Raw genomic sequence first — 16,198 nt, forward strand, 5'->3', positions numbered from 1 at the left:
CTCGACGCGGTGAGGACCGGGGTGGCTCAGTCCCAGCGGAACCAGCGGGCGCAGGCCAGGCCCGCGGCCACGGCCCAGGCGGCGAGCACGAGCAGCGGGACGACGGCGACGGTGCCGGTGGCCAGGGCCTCGCGCACGGCGGTCCCCAGCGCTCCGGAGGGCAGGACGTCGGCGACGACGCCCAGGGGGGAGGGCAGCACGAGCCCGCCGCCGGCGAGCAGCAGGACCCAGACGAAGTTGGCCACGGCGAGGGTGCCCTCGGCGCGCACGGTGCCGGCCAGCAGCAGGCCCAGGGACGTGAACGCCGCCACGCCCAGCAGGACGGCGGGCAGCGCCGCCAGCAGGGTCGCGGCGTCGGGGGACCAGCCCAGGAACAGCGCGATCGCCCCGAGCAGGACGACCTGCACGACGACGACGGCCAGCACCGAGAGGACCTTGCCCACGAGCAGGCCCGAGCGGGCCAGCGGGCTGGTGGCCAGCAGGCGCAGGACGCCGTTGCGGCGGTCGAACCCGGTGCCGATGGCCTGCCCGGTGAAGGCGGTGGAGACCACGGCCAGGGCCACGACCCCGCCCAGGGCGAGCGCGGGGCGGTTCCCGGGACCCAGGTCCAGGGAGGTCACGCGGGTGACCCCGACGAGCACCAGGGCGGGCAGCAGCACGGTCAGCAGCAGCTGCTCGCCGTTGCGCAGGGCCACCCGCGTCTCGAAGCCGGCCTGGCGCAGCACCCGCCGCGCCCAGGGCGTCGCGGTGCCGGCGGGGGTGAAGTCCAGCGCGCGCGGGGTCCCCGCCGGGCTCGGGGCGGGGGGTGTGCTCGTCATCGCAGGGTCCTCCCGGTCAGGTCGAGGAAGACGTCCTCGAGCGTGCGGCGCACCGGCCCGACGCCCTCGGCGAGGACGTCGTGGGAGGCGCACCAGTTGGTGACGGTGGCCACCACGCGCGGGTCCACCTCGATGCCGCTGACCAGGTAGCGCCCGGGTTCGGCCTCGGCGACCTCGGCGCCCACCGGCAGCGCCCGGGCCAGGGACCGCGTGTCCAGGGCCGGGCGGGAGCGGAAGGTCAGCGACGCCGGGCCGCGGGTGAGCGCGTCGGGGGAGCCGGTGGCCACGACGCGGCCGTGGTCGACGACGACGACCTCGTCGGCGAGGCGCTCGGCCTCCTCCATGAGGTGGGTCGTGAGGACGACGGCGACCCCGGCGGCGCGGACCTCGCGCACGACGTCCCACACCGCCAGCCGCGCCTGCGGGTCCAGCCCGGCGCTGGGCTCGTCGAGGAACACCAGCTCCGGGCGCCCGACCAGCGCGCAGGCCGTGGCCAGGCGCTGGCGCTGGCCACCGGAGAGGCGGCGGACCCGGGTGCGGGCGAAGGAGGTCAGCCCGAGGCGCTCGGCCAGCGCGTCGACGTTGAGGGGGTGGGTGTGCAGGCCGGCGAGGTGGCGCAGCGCCTCCAGCGCGCCGACCCCGCTGGGCAGGCCGCCGTCCTGCAGCATCACCCCGACCCGGGGCCGCAGCCGGGCCGCGTCGGCCACGGGGTCCAGGCCCAGCACGCGCACGGTGCCGGAGTCCGGGCGCCGCAGCCCCTCGCAGATCCCGACGGTCGTGGTCTTGCCGGCTCCGTTGGGGCCCAGCAGCGCGGTCACCCGCCCGCGCTCGGCCCGGAAGGACAACCCGTCGAGCACGGTGGGACCGCCGCCGTAGGCCTTGCGCAGGTCCGTCACCTCGACGGCCGCGTCGGTGCGGACGCCGGGCAGGGCCGCGGGTGAGGGGGAGCCGATCGCCACGAGGGTCGAGTCTACGAGCCCGGGTAGTAGCCCCGGCACCACGCGCCCGCCCCGCGGCGGGGGGACGGGACCGGGTGGGCGGGATCACGTCGGGGGCGGGTGGGAACGCGAGCGGCAATTAGGTAACATGGATGTTGTGGAAATGGTGAGGCCACCCTTAGTCGGGGGCCCGACGAGCAGCCCGCCGGGTGGTGGCGCGGACGACGCGCGCACCCGGACGCGGGTGCGTTCCGCCGTCGCCGAGTTCGGTCCCGTCCACGCCACCCGCATCGCCGGGCTGCTCGGCCTCACCGTCGCCGCGGTCCGCCGCCACCTCGACGCCATGGTCGCCGAGGGGGTGCTCGAGCTGCGCGAACCGAGCCCCGGGCAGCGCCGCGGCCGCGGCCGCCCCGCCAAGGAGTACGTGGTCGGCTCCGCCGGCCACGACGCCCTGCCGGCCGGCTACGACGACCTCGCGCTCTCCGCCCTGGCCTACCTGGCCGAGGTGCAGGGCCCCGCGGCCGTCGAGGACTTCGCCCAGCGGCGCTTCGCCGCCCTGGAGCAGTCCCTCGCGGGGCTGCAGGGGTCCCCGGCCGAGCGGGTGCAGGCCCTGGTGGCGGCCCTCGCGGCGCAGGGGTACTCCGCCAGCGCCCGGCCCGCGGGCCGGGGAACAGCGATGGAGGGGCTCCAGTTGTGCCAGGGGCACTGCCCCGTGCAACGGGTGGCCGAGGCCTTCCCCCAGCTGTGCGAGGCCGAGCGGCGCACCTTCGAGCGCGTCCTCGGCACCCGGGTCCAGCGCCTGGCGACCCTCGCCCACGGCGACCACGTCTGCACCTCGTTCATCCCGCTCGACCAGCTCGCCCCGCACCACCCCGATGACCAGCCCCACCCGCACGACCGCACCGTGGCCCCCGCCACGGGGGACCACACGCCGACGGAAGGACGACGACTGTGACCGACACCGTCTCCGACACCCAGACCACCGCGGGCCCGCCCGAGCTCGAGGGCATGGGCAAGTACCAGTACGGCTGGGCGGACTCCGACCTCGCCGGCTCCACCGCCCGCCGCGGCCTGTCCGAGGAGGTCGTGCGCAACATCTCGGCGCTGAAGGACGAGCCCGAGTGGATGCTCGCCCTGCGCCTGAAGGCGCTGCGCCTCTTCGGGCGCAAGCCCATGCCGAACTGGGGCTCGGACCTCAGCGGCATCGACTTCGACAACATCAAGTACTTCGTGCGCTCCACGGAGAAGCAAGCCACGAGCTGGGACGAGCTGCCCGAGGACATCAAGGCGACCTACGACCGCCTGGGCATCCCCGAGGCCGAGAAGCAGCGCCTCATCGCCGGGGTCGCCGCCCAGTACGAGTCCGAGGTCGTCTACCACCAGATCCGCGAGGACCTGGAGGAGAAGGGCGTCATCTTCGTCGACACCGACACCGGTCTGCGCGAGCACGAGGAGCTCTTCAAGGAGTACTTCGGCACCGTCATCCCGGTCGGCGACAACAAGTTCGCCTCCCTCAACACCGCGGTGTGGTCCGGCGGCTCGTTCATCTACGTGCCCAAGGGCGTCCACGTGGACATCCCGCTGCAGGCCTACTTCCGGATCAACACCGAGAACATGGGCCAGTTCGAGCGGACGCTGATCATCGCCGACGAGGGCTCCTACGTGCACTACGTCGAGGGCTGCACCGCGCCGATCTACCAGAGCGACTCGCTGCACTCCGCGGTCGTGGAGATCGTCGTGAAGAAGAACGCCCGCGTGCGCTACACGACCATCCAGAACTGGTCGAACAACGTGTACAACCTCGTCACCAAGCGCGCCACGGCCGCCGAGGGCGCGACGATGGAGTGGGTCGACGGCAACATCGGCTCCAAGGTCACGATGAAGTACCCGGCGATCTACCTCATGGGTGAGCACGCCAAGGGCGAGACGCTGTCCATCGCCATGGCCGGCGAGGGCCAGCACCAGGACGCGGGCGCGAAGATGGTCCACGCCGCCCCGCACACCGCGAGCTCCATCGTCTCCAAGTCGATCGCCCGCGGTGGTGGCCGCACCTCCTACCGCGGCCTCATCCAGGTGCTCGAGGGGGCCCACCACTCGGCCTCGACGGTGCGCTGCGACGCGCTGCTGGTCGACACCATCTCCCGCTCGGACACCTACCCCTACAACGACATCCGCGAGGACGACGTCGTCATGGGGCACGAGGCCACGGTCTCGAAGGTCTCCGACGACCAGCTCTTCTACCTCATGAGCCGCGGCATGGCCGAGGACGAGGCCATGGCGATGATCGTGCGCGGGTTCATCGAGCCCGTCGCGCGGGAGCTGCCCATGGAGTACGCGCTGGAACTGAACCGCCTGATCGAGCTGCAGATGGAAGGGGCCGTCGGCTGATGACCGCCGTCGACGAGACGACCACCGACCCGGGCACCGACCCGACGACCACGACGCCGGCGAACACGGCCCGGGCCCACAGCCACGGCGCCGGGATCGTCCCGGAGGCCAGCCGCGCCGAGCGGCTGACGTCCTTCGACGTCGCCGACTTCGCGGTGCCCACCGGCCGGGAGGAGGAGTGGAAGTTCTCGCCGCTGCGCGAGTTCGCCCCCCTCTTCGAGGTCGCCGAGGCCGGGGCCGGCAACTCGCCCGTCGTCGAGGTCAGCGGGCCCGACGTCGTCGAGCACCGCACCGGCACCCTCGCCGAGGTCGGCGCGGGCACCGCGTTCGTGCCCGGCGACCGGGTCGCCGCCGCCGGCTGGAGCTCCACCGGGGTCGCGCACCTGGTCCGCGTGCCCGCCGAGGCCGAGCTCGAGGCCCCCGTGCTGGTGACGGTCCGCGGGGAGGCCGGGCGCACCACCTCCGGCCACCTCGTCGTCGAGACCGGCCACCACGCCAAGGCCCTCGTCGTGCTGTCCCACGTCGGCGGCGGCGCCCACCGCGGCAACGTCGAGGTGCGCGCCGGCGACGGGTCCGACCTCACGGTCGTCACCCTGCAGGAGTGGGACGCCGACGCCGTCCACGTCGGCCAGCACGACGTGCGGGTCGGGCGCGACGCCCAGGTCCGCCACATCGGCGTCACCCTGGGCGGCAAGGCCGTCCGCGTCTCGGTGAACATCGGCTACGCCGCCCCCGGCGGCAGCGCGACCGCGCTCGGCGTCTACTTCGCCGGAGCCGGCCAGCACAGCGAGCACCGCCAGTTCGTCGACCACGAGGCCGTCAGCTGCAAGAGCTACGTCGAGTACAAGGGCGCGCTGCAGGGCGAGGGCGCGCACGCGGTGTGGATCGGCGACGTGCTCATCCGCGCCACCGCCGAGGGCACCGAGACCTACGAGCTGAACCGCAACCTCGTCCTCACCGACGGGGCGCGCGCGGACTCCGTGCCCAACCTCGAGATCGAGACCGGCGAGATCGTCGGCGCCGGTCACGCCTCGGCCACCGGCCGCTTCGACGACGAGCAGCTGTTCTACCTGCAGTCGCGCGGCATCACCGAGGACGAGGCGCGCCGGCTGGTGGTGCGCGGCTTCTTCGCCAGCATCGTCGACAAGATCGGGATCCCCGAGATCTCCCAGCGACTCATGACGACCATCGAGACCCAGCTCGCCCAGACCCCGCCTGCCGAGGAGAACTGAATGTCCACCCTGGAGATCCGCGACCTGCACGTGACGGTCGACGAAGCCGACGGCTCCGTGAAGGAGATCCTGCGCGGGGTCGACCTCACGATCCGCTCCGGTGAGGTCCACGCCGTCATGGGCCCCAACGGTTCCGGCAAGTCGACGCTGGCCTACTCCATCGCCGGCCACCCCAAGTACACCGTCACCGGCGGCACCGTCACCCTCGACGGTGAGGACGTCCTGGCGATGAGCGTCGACGAGCGCGCCCGCGCGGGGATGTTCCTGGCCATGCAGTACCCCGTGGAGGTCCCCGGGGTCACGGTGTCGAACTTCCTGCGCACCGCCAAGACCGCCATCGACGGCGAGGCGCCGAAGCTGCGCACCTGGGTCAAGGACGTCAAGCAGGCGATGGACGACCTGAAGATGGACTCCTCCTTCGCCGAGCGCAACGTCAACGAGCACTTCTCCGGCGGGGAGAAGAAGCGGCACGAGATCCTCCAGATGGAGCTGCTCAAGCCCAAGATCGCGATCCTCGACGAGACCGACTCCGGCCTCGACGTCGACGCCCTCAAGATCGTTTCCGAGGGCGTCAACCGCTCGCTGTCGACGGCCAACCCCGGCGTCCTGCTCATCACCCACTACACGCGGATCCTGCGCTACATCAAGCCGGACTTCGTGCACGTGTTCGTCAACGGCCGGGTGGCCGAGCAGGGTGGCCCCGAGCTGGCCGACGCCCTCGAGGAATCCGGTTACGACCGCTTCCTCGCCCCCGCCTGACCCGAGACCCGACCGACTTGAGGAGGCACTGGTGAGCGAGACCGAGACCCCCGCCGCTCCCGCGAGCGGCCCGACGCCGGCGGCCCTCGCCGACGTCGAGGAGGCGCTGCGCGACGTCGTCGACCCCGAGCTCGGGATCAACGTCGTCGACCTGGGCCTCATCTACGGGTTGACCGTCTCCGACGACAACGTCGCGACGATCGACATGACGCTGACCAGCGCGGCCTGCCCGCTGACCGACGTCATCGAGGACCAGACCGCTCAGGCCCTCACCGACGTGGTGGCCGACCACCGCATCAACTGGGTGTGGATGCCGCCGTGGGGCCCGGAGAAGATCACCGACGACGGCCGCGACCAGTTGCGGGCGCTCGGGTTCAACGTCTGAGCCGCAGCTCCACCGCGCGACCCCCTGGACCAGCCGGTCCGGGGGGTCGCGTGCTTCCCGGGGCCGCCGGCGACCGGGCCCCCGTCGCCGGCGGGTCAGTCCAGCCCCCGCGCGGCCAGGGCCTCCCCGAGGGCCTCGGCGTGGGCCACGGTGCGCACCACGGTGGGGACCAGCAGGGCCCGAGGGTCCCCGCCCAGACCCCGCGCCGCGGCCGCCTCCCGCGACTCCGCCAGCAGGCGCCCCACGACGGGGATGCTCGTCAGCGTCAGGGTCAGCCCCAGAGCGAGCCGGTCGGGGTCGATCCCGACCCGGCGCAGCGGCCGGGCGGCGACGACCACGGCCGCCAGGACCGCCGGGACGGGGGTGGTGGCGCTGACCAGCGTCGCCGCCCACAGGCACACGAGCAGCCCGGTCACGCTGCCGAGCGCGCGCACCGGCCCGGCGGTCCACACCTGGACCACCGCCAGGGCGAGGAGCAGCCACCCCGCCCGGCGCACCTGCGCGGCCAGCAGGCCGCGGCTGAGGCGGGCGAGGCGGGCCAGCAGCGCCACCAGCGCGGCCAGGGCGAGCAGCGCGACCGCCGCGGGGGCGTCGGCGACCCCCAGGCGCAGCACCCCCACGAGGGTGCCCAGCGCGGCCAGGGCCGCGAGCTTCGTCCCGGCCCGGGTCCGGTGCAGCCAGGAGGTCCCGGGCTCGGCGATGCCCAGCAGGGGTGGGGGCCCGCCCAGCCCGCGCCGCGCGCCCGGTCTCACGCCTGGGCCCGGTAGGCGGCGATGACGTCCCCGGGCGCGCCGTCGGCGTGGACCCGGCCTCCCTGGATCCACAGCACCCGGTCGGCGCGGGCGGCGAGGTCCAGGTCGTGGGTGGCGACGAGGACCTGACCCACCGGCGCGGGCGGGTCGCGCAGCACCGCGCCCACCCGGCGGGCCGTGCGCAGGTCCAGCAGGGTGGTGGGCTCGTCGCACAGCAGCACCCGCGGCCCGGTGGCCAGCACAGAGGTCAGCGCCAGGAGCTGACGCTGCCCGCTGGAGGCCTCCCGCACCGAGCGGTCGGCCAGCTCGCCGAGCCCGGCCTCGGCCAGCAGCTCCCGGGCCCGCTCGTCGTGCCGGCGGCGGGGCAGGTCGCTGCGGCGCAGCGACAGGGCCACGTCCTCCACGGCCGTGGGCATCACCAGCTGCGCGTCGGGGTCGGTGAAGACGAAGCCGACGTGGCGGCGCAGCTGCTTCAGCTGCCGCTCGGGGTCGAGGCCGTCGACGGTGACCCGGCCGGCGTCGGGCAGCACCAGGCCGTCCAGCAGCCGCAGCAGCGTGGACTTGCCCGAGCCGTTGGGCCCGATGAGCGCGGTGAGGGGGGCCGTCGCCGGGTCCAGCTCCAAGTCGAGGCGGTGCAGCACCGGGCGCGGGCCCGCGTGCACGCGCACCCCTTCGAGCCGGATCACGGACGGGCGGGTCTCAGCGGGCGGTCAGGCGCGGGAACGCGCGGTGCACCGGGGCCGCGACGAGCACGGCGAGGACGACCTTGACCAGGTCGCCGGGCAGGTAACCCAGGCAGAGCTTCGCCGCGGTGGCCAGGTCCAGGTCCCCGCCCCAGGCCATGCCCGGCACGCCGAAGGCGTAGACGACGCCGATCCCGCCGAGCAGCGTCCCCGCGACCAGCCCCGCCACGCCCCGGCCGCGGCGGACCCCGGCGCGCGCGAGGAACCCGACGACGAGGGCCGCGAACGGGTAGGACAGCAGGAAGCCCGCGCTGGGTCCGGCCAGGACCCCCAGCCCGGCGGCCCCGCCGGCGAAGACGGGGACCCCCGCCAGGCCCACGAGGAGGTACAGGGCGGCGGCCGCGGCCCCGCGCCAGGGACCGAGCACCGCGCCGCAGAGCATGATCCCCAGCGTCTGCAGGGTGATGGGGATGGCCAGCAGCCCGATCGGGATCCCCGGGGTGAGGGCCAGGGCGCAGACCAGGGCGGCGAAGACGGCGACCAGGGCGAGGTCGCCGGAGCGCTCGACGGGGCGGCGCAGGCCGGCGGCCGGCGGCGTCGGGCGGCGGCGGGTGGACGGGGTCACCCGCGAGAACCTAGCGGACGGGGTCGCGGTACCGGGGGCCGTAGAATCAGCACGACCCCCGCCCGTCCGACCCTTGAGAGCTGCCCCCGTGATCGTCGCGTCCGACCTCGAACTGCGTGCGGGAGCCCGCCTGCTCATGGAGGGCGTGAACTTCCGCGTCGCCGCCGGGGACCGCATCGGGCTGGTGGGCCGCAACGGCGCCGGGAAGACCACCCTGACCAAGGTCCTCGCCGGGGAGGGGCAGCCCGCCTCGGGCACCGTGACCCGCTCGGGCGAGATCGGGTACCTGCCCCAGGACCCCCGGGCCGGGGACCCGGAGATGCTGTCCCGCGACCGGATCCTCGCCGCCCGCGGCCTGGACGAGATCATCGCCAAGCTGCGCAAGGCCGAGGTCGACATGGCCAGCGAGGACGAGAAGGTCCGCGACCGCGCCATGGACCGCTACACCAAGCTCGACGCGCGCTTCGTCGCGCTCGGCGGCTACACCGCCGAGAGCGAGGCCGCCCGGATCTGCGCCAACCTCAACCTGCCCGACCGCATCCTCGACCAGCAGCTCAAGACGCTCTCGGGTGGTCAGCGCCGCCGCGTGGAGCTGGCCCGCATCCTGTTCTCGGCCAGCGAGACCCTGCTGCTGGACGAGCCGACCAACCACCTCGACGCCGACTCCATCAGCTGGCTGCGCGAGCACCTGAAGAACTACGCCGGCGGGCTCATCGTCATCAGCCACGACGTGGAGCTGCTCGAGGTCGTCGTCAACCGCGTCTTCCACCTCGACGCGAACCGGGCGACCATCGACCTCTACAACGTCGGCTGGAAGAACTACCTCAAGCAGCGCGAGACCGACGAGAAGCGCCGGGTGCGCGAGCGCTCCAACGCCGAGAAGAAGGCCGGCACGCTGCTGGCCCAGGCCGCCAAGATGGGCGCCAAGGCCACCAAGGCCGTCGCCGCGCAGAACATGGCCAAGCGCGCCGAGCGGCTCCTGGGCGAGCTGGAGGACGTCCGCGTCCAGGACAAGGTCGCCAAGCTGCGCTTCCCCAAGCCCGCGCCCTGCGGCAAGACCCCGCTGATTGCGCGGGGGCTGTCGAAGTCCTACGGCTCGCTGGAGATCTTCACCTCCGTCGACCTCGCCATCGACCGCGGCAGCCGCGTGGTCATCCTCGGTCTCAACGGGGCGGGCAAGACGACCCTGCTGCGGATGCTGGGCGGGGTCGAGCAGCCCGACACCGGCGAGATCATCGGCGGGCACGGCGTCAAGATCGGCTACTACGCCCAGGAGCACGAGACCCTCGACCACGACCGCTCGGTCCTGGAGAACATGCGCTCGGCCTCCCCGGACCTCGACGACACCCGCGTGCGCACGGTGCTGGGCTCCTTCCTCTTCTCCGGCGACGACGTCGACAAGCCCGCCGGGGTCCTCTCCGGGGGGGAGAAGACCCGGCTGGCGCTGGCGACGCTGGTCGTCTCCAGCGCCAACGTGCTGCTCCTGGACGAGCCGACGAACAACCTCGACCCGGCCTCGCGCGCGGAGATCCTGGACGCCCTGAAGCACTACGAGGGCGCGGTCGTGCTGGTCACCCACGACGAGGGGGCCGTCGAGGCGCTCGGGCCCGAGCGGGTCGTCCTGCTGCCCGACGGGGTCGAGGACCTCTGGAACGCCGGCTACCAGGAGCTCGTCTCCCTCGCCTGACCGGACGCCGACCCCTCGTCCCCGCCCCGCGCGGGGCCCGGACGGGAGGGTCGGCGCGCGTGCTCCCCGCCCGGCACCGGGTCCCGGGGACCGTGGACGGGCGACGATCTCCCCGTTCGACTGGCCACAACGGCCCCGGGTGGTGACCATGGTGGGGTCTGAGGTCGACGACGACGTGGAGGAGGTCGGGGTGACCGAGACCATCAAGCGGGGAACCCGGTTGAGCGGTGCGGAGCGTGAACAGCTCGCCGACGAGCTGTCGAAGGGCTACGCGGAGGGCAAGAGCATCCGGGCACTGGCCGAGGAGACAGGACGTTCCTACGGCTTCGTGCACCGCCTGCTCAGCGAGAACGACGTGACCCTGCGCAGTCGTGGCGGGGCCACGCGGGGCAAGGCCCGGCAGGGCTGAGGGTCCGCGGCCGGGGGCACCGACCGCTCACAGCGAGCGGTCGGTGCCTCCGTCCACGGTCAGCGAGGCGCCAGTGACGTAGGACGCCGCGGGGGAGAGCAGGAACACCGCCGCGCGGGCGAACTCGTCGGGCAGTCCCGCCCGGCGCAGCGGGATGTCCTCCAGCACGTCGGGGGCCAGGTCGTCGGTGTCCTCGAACTCCAGCGGGGAACTGGCGTCGACGTGGCCGGCGAGCAGGTTGTTGATCCGCACCCCCCGGGGCCCCAGCTCGTCGGCCAGCGCCTTGGCCGCCATCGCCAGGCCGGGGCGCAGCCCGTTGGCGACGCCGGCGTCCATCACGGGGCTGCGCACGGTGCTGGAGAGCAGCAGGACCAGCGAGGCCCCCTCCCCGGTGGCCGCCTTGCCGACCGAGCGGGCCAGGCGCAGCGGGCCGAGGAGGCTGGACTCGAAGGCCTCGCGCCAGGTGCCGTCGTCGGCCTCCAGGACCGTGGAGGAGGGCGGGGTCCCGCAGGAGACGACCGCGCCGTCGAGGCGGCCGAAGCGGGCGTGGGCGGCGGCCACCAGGCGGGTCTCGGTGCCGGGGGCGGAGATGTCCCCAGGCACGGGCAGCAGGCGGCTGCGGTCACCGATGCTCGGCATCACCGCGGCGAGCTCGTCCTCGTCCCCGGCGTGCAGAACCAGGAGCGCGCCCTCGTCGGCGAGCACCCTCGCGCACGCCAGCCCCAGGCCCGTGGAGGCCCCGGAGACGATGTACACGCGGTCACTCAGGCCCAGGTCCATGCGCTCATTGTTGCGCAGAGTGGCCGCTGAGACACACAGCATGATCGCAGCGACCCGAACGGGCTCACCGCGGCGCCGTCCGATCCCGTCCCGCCCTCAGGATCGGTGGTCCACCGCGTCCATCTCCGCGTCCTCGGCCGCCTCGTCGACCCCCGACCGGGCCGCTCGCCGCGACCGGCCCCGAGCGGGCCGCACCGCCGAGGGCGGGTGCGGGACGGGCCCAGGCGTCACCGCCAGCTCCGGTCCGGGCGACCCCGCGGGGGTCGCGTCCCCGGCGGGGTCCCCGGCGTGGTCGCCGGCCTCCTCCTGGCGACGCGCCTCCAGCTCGCGCCGCCCCGCCACCACCCACACCACCAGCGCCGTCAGCGCGAACCCGAACCACTGCACGGTGTAGGCCAGGTGCGGGCCCTCGTCCACCGCCGGCTCCACCGCCAGCGCGGGCGCGCTCGCCGGGGAGGGGTCCTCCGCGGCCAGCACGGCGTAGCCGTCGCGCAGCTCCGGCGCCGGCCCGGGGGAGGACGCCGCCACCGCCGCCGTCACCGCGTCGCGGGCGATCGAGGCGACCTGCCCCTCCGGGGCGGTGCCCCGCCGGTCGGCCTCCCACCGGCGCAGGCGCGCGGTCACGGTGACCTGACCCTCCGGCGCGGCTGGCACCGCGTCGGGCCGTTCGCTGCTGCCGCCGGCCGGGACCCAGCCGCGGTCGACCAGCAGCGCGGTGCCGTCGGCGAGCACGAGGGGGACCAGCACGTCGTAACCGGCGGTCTCGTCGCGGGGGCGGTTGCGGACCAGGACCGTCGCGTCGTCGTCGTAGGTGCCCTCGACGCGCACCGGCGTCCACACCCGGTCCTCGTCCAGCTCGGCGCCGCGGGGCAGCACCTCGGTCAGGTCCACGGCGTCGGCGTGGTAGTTCTGCGTCAGCGGGGCGTTGGCGGCCAGCCGCTCCTGGCGGCGGTGCCACTGCCACCGGCCCAGCACGCAGCACACCAGGGCCACGAGCAGGGCGAGGGTCAGCCCGCGGACCCACCGCGGCTCCCGCAGCAGGCGGAGGACGTTCACGCGCGCGACCGGCCCACCTCGACGACCTCGCGCAGGAAGCCCCGGGTCGCCAGGAACTGCGAGAGGTGCTCGCGGTGCCCGGCGCACGCGAGCCACGTCTTGCGGCGCTCCGGGGTGTGCAGGCTCGGGTTGTTCCACTGCAGGCCGAAGTCGGCGGCGCCGGTGCAGCCGCGGGCGCTGCAGACGAGGTCGGAGGGGGGCTCGTGCAGCGACGGCGACGGCGGGGGAGCGGGGTCGGTGCTGCGGGGCGGCGTACCGGACTCACCAGGTTCCACCCGCGCAGTCTCGCACCGCGCGAGCGGGGGACCAACCCGCGGTGGACCCGCCGCCCGGACCGCGGGCGGGGTCAGCGGGCCTCGTCGCGCGGGGAGTGCACGGAGGTGATCTTGGCCTCGATGGCCGGCAGCTGCACGGGGGGACGCGGCACCTGCGGGGCCACGACGAAGGAGTCCGGGGCCGGTCCGCGCGACTCCCGCCCGGCGTTGGCCAGGACGACGGCGATGTAGGGCAGGAAGATCGCCCCGCCGATGAACAGCCACCGCGTCCAGTGGTCGATGAAGGCGAAGCACAGGAAGCAGGCGGTGCGGACGAGCATGGAGACGACGTACTTGCGGTAGCGCACGCCGAGGTCGTCGGTCAGGGAGGTGGGAGCGTCGGTGATCCGGTAGTTGGGTTCCTGGTCCTGCACGCATCCACGCTACGTCCGATGCCGGGCCCCCACCCGTCGCAGGGCACCCCCGGATGCGTTAGCTTCGCCACTCGTGTCCCAGCCGAACGCCCCCGTCAGTGAACGAACCCCCCGCAGCGTCCTGGTGACCGGCGGCAACCGCGGCATCGGCCTCGCCGTCGCCCGGGCCTTCGCCGACGCCGGTGACCGGGTCGCGGTGACCCACCGCTCCGGGGAACCGCCCGCGGGGTTCTTCGGGGTCCGCGCCGACGTCACCGACCCCGCCTCCCTCGACGCCGCCTTCGCCGCGGTGGAGGCCGAGCAGGGCCCGGTCGAGGTGCTCGTCGCCAACGCCGGCACCACCCGCGACCAGCTGCTCATGCGGATGAGCGACGAGGAGTTCGACAGCGTCCTGGACGCCAACCTCGCCGGGGCCTGGCGGGTGGCGCGCCGGGCGGTGCGGGGCATGGTCCGCGCCAAGCGGGGCCGCATCATCTTCATGTCCAGCGTCGTCGGGCTCTACGGCTCCCCCGGGCAGACGAACTACGCCGCCTCCAAGGCGGGGATGATCGGCCTGGCCCGGTCCATCGCCCGCGAGCTGGGCAGCCGCGGCATCACCGCCAACGTCATCGCACCGGGGTTCATCGACACCGACATGACCCGCGAGCTGCCCGAGGCCACCGCGGCCGACTACAAGGGCCGCATCCCCGCCGGGCGCTTCGGCGAGGTCGCCGACATCGCCCAGGCCGCGCTGTTCCTCGCCGACGCCGGGTACGTCAACGGCGCCGTGCTGCCCGTCGACGGTGGCCTCGGGATGGGGCACTGAGGTGGGCGACCCCACGCCCTCGGGGGGATGGCGGCTGGCCCTCTACGGGCTGGTGATGGTCGTGGTCATCCTCGGCCTGGCCGCGGTCTCGACATGGGCGCTCAACCGCGGCTGAGGTCCCCCGCGGGGGGTTCCCCCAGGTCCTGGTCCAGCAGGTCGGCCTCCTCGACGTCGTCGCGGGTGATGCCCAGCAGGGGCAGCACCGCGTCGAGGTAGGGGACGTTCAGCGCCGCGTCGGCCTGCTCGCGCACCACGGGCTTGGCGTTGAAGGCGATGCCCAGCCCGGCGGCGGCGATCATGTCGAGGTCGTTGGCGCCGTCGCCGATCGCGACGGTCCGGTGCATCGGGAGCCCCTCCGCGGCGGCGAACTCCCGCAGCGCCGCCGCCTTCGCGGCGCGGTCCACGACGGGGCCCAGCAGCCGGCCGGTGAACGTGCCGTGCACGACCTGCAGCCGGTTGGCCCGCACGTGGGCGATGCCCAGCTCGGCGGCCAGCGGGCCCACGACCTCCAGGAACCCGCCCGAGACCAGGGCCAGGGTGAACCCGAGCCGGTGCAGGGTCCGGCACAGGGTCCGGGCGCCGGGGGTGAGGACGACCGCCTCGCGCACGGCCTGGACGACGGAGACGTCCAGGCCCTCCAGGCAGGCCACCCGCTGGCGCAGCGACGCGGCGAAGTCGATCTCCCCGCGCATCGCCCGCTCGGTGACGGCGGCCACCTCGGCCTCGCGCCCGGCGTGGGCGGCGAGGAGCTCGATGACCTCCTGCTGGATGAGGGTGGAGTCCACGTCCATCACCACCAGGCGCCGTCCCATCCGAGCCAGACCCGCGGGGGAGACCGCCGCGTCCAGGCCGTGGCGACCGGCCTCCACCGCCAGGGTGCGGCGCAGCGCGGTCAGCTCGGAGGGACCGCCGTGGGCGGAGACGTCGAGCTCGACGCTGGTCACCGGCTGCGCCGACATCCGCCGGATCCGGTCGACGTTGGCGCCGGCCTGGGCCAGCACGGTGGTGATGCGCGCGATGGCCGCGGGGACCAGCGGAGCCCCCAGCAGGGTGACGTGCAGCCGCCGGGGACGCGCCGCGCTCACCACGGGTTCGGGTGCGGTGCAGGTGGTCTCCAGGCCCTGCAACCCCGCGACCGTGCCCGGGGCGACGGCGGCCGCCACCGCCCCGGGCACCGGGTCGGTCACCAGCGCCGACAGCGTGAGGATGCCGCCGACCACGACCTGCTCCACGTCGAGGACGTGGCCCTCCGTCGCGGCGAGGGCGGCGAACAGCGCCGACGTCACCCCGGGCCGGTCGGGTCCGGTGACGGTCACGAGCACGCTGGCGGGCACGCCCGGAACCCTACCGGGCGTGCCCGTCGCGCCCGGTCAGGCGTTCTTGGCGTCGCGCCAGGCGATGACGTCGGCGAGGAAGCCCATGTCGTAGTCGGGTCCGCCGACGCCGACGGTGAACAGCCGGCCCCCGGCCGCGTGCAGGGCGTCGGCGGTCTCCGTCCCGTCCTTCGGCTCGATGCCGACCGAGCGCTCGATCTCCAGGGGGTCGCGGCCGATCTCGGCGCAGCGCTCGTCGAGGATCCCGCTCTTGCGGGTGAAGGTCTCCACGTCGCCGAAGGAGTGCCAGATGTCGGCGTGCTTGGCCACGATGCGCAGGGTCTTCTGCTCCCCGCCGCCGCCGATGAGGACCGGGATGTGGCGGGTGGGTGCGGGGTTGAGCTTCGCCAGCCGGCTCTCGATGCGCGGCAGGTCGTCGCGCAGCTTGTTCAACCGCCCGCCCGCGGTGCCGAACTCGTAGCCGTACTCGTCGTAGTCCTTCTCGAACCAGCCCGAGCCGATGCCCAGGACCAGCCGCCCGGTGCCGGTGTCGTGGGCCGAGACGTGGTCCACGGTGCGGGCCATGTCGGCCAGCAGCTCGGGGTTGCGGTAGGAGTTGCAGGACACCAGGGCGCCGATCTCGATCCGCGACGTCGCCTCGGCCCAGGCCGCCAGCATCGTCCACGCCTCGAAGTGCAGGCCCTCGGGGTCGCCGTAGAGGGGGTAGAAGTGGTCCCAGTTGAAGGCGATGTCGGCGCCCATCTCCTCCGCGCGCGCGGCCGCGGCCCGGATCGCCGGGTACTGCGCGTGCTGGGGCTGGATCTGGATGCCGATGCGCACCGGGCGCGGATCTGCGGTCATGCCCCGACCCTAGATCGCG

19 protein-coding genes are annotated in these 16,198 nt (G+C 74.3%); 8 read left to right on the top strand and 11 right to left on the bottom strand.

Annotated elements, in window-relative coordinates:
- Positions 1-26 precede the first annotated feature (26 nt).
- Together KRAD_RS19450 and KRAD_RS19455 are read right to left on the bottom strand one after the other, a co-directional pair.
- A complete protein-coding gene (locus KRAD_RS19450) occupies positions 27-818 on the bottom strand; it encodes an ABC transporter permease (protein WP_012087370.1) in 792 nt (263 codons plus the stop codon).
- Complete coding sequence (locus KRAD_RS19455; protein WP_238985773.1) at positions 815-1,777, bottom strand: ABC transporter ATP-binding protein; 963 nt, start codon at positions 1,775-1,777, stop codon at positions 815-817. The genes KRAD_RS19450 and KRAD_RS19455 overlap by 4 nt, the downstream gene beginning before the upstream one ends.
- Positions 1,778-1,904: 127 nt before the next feature.
- Between KRAD_RS19455 and KRAD_RS19460 the strand changes: the two genes are divergently transcribed.
- The 5 genes from KRAD_RS19460 to KRAD_RS19480 are packed head-to-tail and all read left to right on the top strand — an operon-like array spanning position 1,905 to position 6,520.
- Positions 1,905-2,711 (top strand): helix-turn-helix transcriptional regulator, encoded by an 807-nt coding sequence (locus tag KRAD_RS19460; protein ID WP_221184070.1) that lies wholly within the window; start codon positions 1,905-1,907, stop codon positions 2,709-2,711.
- Positions 2,712-2,764: 53 nt separating this feature from the next.
- Positions 2,765-4,144, top strand: coding sequence for a Fe-S cluster assembly protein SufB (gene sufB, locus KRAD_RS19465; RefSeq protein WP_041293558.1), 1,380 nt, complete (start codon positions 2,765-2,767; stop codon positions 4,142-4,144).
- A complete protein-coding gene (sufD, locus tag KRAD_RS19470) occupies positions 4,144-5,376 on the top strand; it encodes a Fe-S cluster assembly protein SufD (protein ID WP_012087374.1) in 1,233 nt (410 codons plus the stop codon). Before sufB ends, sufD begins: the two co-directional genes overlap by 1 nt.
- Positions 5,377-6,135, top strand: coding sequence for a Fe-S cluster assembly ATPase SufC (sufC, locus tag KRAD_RS19475; RefSeq protein WP_012087375.1), 759 nt, complete (start codon positions 5,377-5,379; stop codon positions 6,133-6,135).
- A gap of 31 nt (positions 6,136-6,166) precedes the next feature.
- The gene (locus tag KRAD_RS19480; RefSeq protein WP_012087376.1) at positions 6,167-6,520 is read left to right on the top strand and encodes a metal-sulfur cluster assembly factor; all 354 of its coding nucleotides are present in this window, start codon (positions 6,167-6,169) and stop codon (positions 6,518-6,520) included.
- Between the two features lie 95 nt (positions 6,521-6,615).
- Here the strand turns inward: KRAD_RS19480 and KRAD_RS19485 are convergent, their stop codons facing one another.
- The 3 genes from KRAD_RS19485 to KRAD_RS19495 are packed head-to-tail and all read right to left on the bottom strand — an operon-like array spanning position 6,616 to position 8,580.
- A complete protein-coding gene (locus tag KRAD_RS19485; RefSeq protein WP_012087377.1) occupies positions 6,616-7,272 on the bottom strand; it encodes a CbiQ family ECF transporter T component in 657 nt (218 codons plus the stop codon).
- A complete protein-coding gene (locus KRAD_RS19490) occupies positions 7,269-7,958 on the bottom strand; it encodes an energy-coupling factor ABC transporter ATP-binding protein (protein ID WP_041292227.1) in 690 nt (229 codons plus the stop codon). Before KRAD_RS19490 ends, KRAD_RS19485 begins: the two co-directional genes overlap by 4 nt.
- Positions 7,959-7,971: 13 nt before the next feature.
- Positions 7,972-8,580, bottom strand: a complete 609-nt coding sequence (locus KRAD_RS19495) for a biotin transporter BioY (RefSeq protein ID WP_012087379.1) — start codon at positions 8,578-8,580, stop codon at positions 7,972-7,974.
- An 88-nt stretch (positions 8,581-8,668) separates the two neighbouring features.
- Between KRAD_RS19495 and KRAD_RS19500 the strand changes: the two genes are divergently transcribed.
- Positions 8,669-10,267 carry an ABC-F family ATP-binding cassette domain-containing protein gene (locus KRAD_RS19500; protein ID WP_041292228.1) on the top strand — a complete coding sequence of 533 codons (1,599 nt, stop codon included), beginning with the start codon at positions 8,669-8,671 and terminating at the stop codon, positions 10,265-10,267.
- A gap of 190 nt (positions 10,268-10,457) precedes the next feature.
- Positions 10,458-10,676 (top strand): helix-turn-helix domain-containing protein, encoded by a 219-nt coding sequence (locus KRAD_RS19505; protein ID WP_041293560.1) that lies wholly within the window; start codon positions 10,458-10,460, stop codon positions 10,674-10,676.
- A gap of 27 nt (positions 10,677-10,703) precedes the next feature.
- Here KRAD_RS19505 and KRAD_RS19510 read toward each other — a convergent pair whose 3' ends face one another.
- The 4 genes from KRAD_RS19510 to KRAD_RS19525 all read right to left on the bottom strand — a co-directional run bounded on the left by KRAD_RS19510 (position 10,704) and on the right by KRAD_RS19525 (position 13,200).
- Positions 10,704-11,456 carry an SDR family oxidoreductase gene (locus tag KRAD_RS19510; protein WP_041292229.1) on the bottom strand — a complete coding sequence of 251 codons (753 nt, stop codon included), beginning with the start codon at positions 11,454-11,456 and terminating at the stop codon, positions 10,704-10,706.
- Positions 11,457-11,552: 96 nt separating this feature from the next.
- Positions 11,553-12,512, bottom strand: a complete 960-nt coding sequence (locus tag KRAD_RS19515; protein ID WP_012087383.1) for an SURF1 family cytochrome oxidase biogenesis protein — start codon at positions 12,510-12,512, stop codon at positions 11,553-11,555.
- Positions 12,509-12,721, bottom strand: a complete 213-nt coding sequence (locus KRAD_RS19520; protein ID WP_041293562.1) for a hypothetical protein — start codon at positions 12,719-12,721, stop codon at positions 12,509-12,511. Before KRAD_RS19520 ends, KRAD_RS19515 begins: the two co-directional genes overlap by 4 nt.
- A gap of 137 nt (positions 12,722-12,858) precedes the next feature.
- Positions 12,859-13,200: a DUF3099 domain-containing protein gene (locus KRAD_RS19525; protein WP_012087385.1), complete on the bottom strand. Its 342-nt coding sequence runs from the start codon at positions 13,198-13,200 to the stop codon at positions 12,859-12,861.
- 73 nt (positions 13,201-13,273) lie between these two features.
- Here KRAD_RS19525 and fabG point away from each other — a divergent pair, with 73 nt between their 5' ends.
- On the top strand, positions 13,274-14,005 hold the full coding sequence (gene fabG / locus KRAD_RS19530) for a 3-oxoacyl-ACP reductase FabG (RefSeq protein WP_012087386.1): 732 nt from the start codon (positions 13,274-13,276) through the stop codon (positions 14,003-14,005).
- A gap of 101 nt (positions 14,006-14,106) precedes the next feature.
- On the opposite strand, the gene serB is transcribed toward fabG, so the two are convergent.
- Both serB and KRAD_RS19540 read right to left on the bottom strand, forming a co-directional pair.
- Positions 14,107-15,339, bottom strand: a complete 1,233-nt coding sequence (gene serB, locus KRAD_RS19535) for a phosphoserine phosphatase SerB (protein ID WP_012087387.1) — start codon at positions 15,337-15,339, stop codon at positions 14,107-14,109.
- A 36-nt stretch (positions 15,340-15,375) separates the two neighbouring features.
- Complete coding sequence (locus tag KRAD_RS19540; RefSeq protein ID WP_012087388.1) at positions 15,376-16,179, bottom strand: LLM class F420-dependent oxidoreductase; 804 nt, start codon at positions 16,177-16,179, stop codon at positions 15,376-15,378.
- Between the last annotated feature and the right edge of the window lie 19 nt (positions 16,180-16,198).

The organism is Kineococcus radiotolerans SRS30216 = ATCC BAA-149 (genome assembly GCF_000017305.1).
Taxonomy (GTDB): Bacteria; Actinomycetota; Actinomycetes; order Actinomycetales; family Kineococcaceae; genus Kineococcus; species Kineococcus radiotolerans.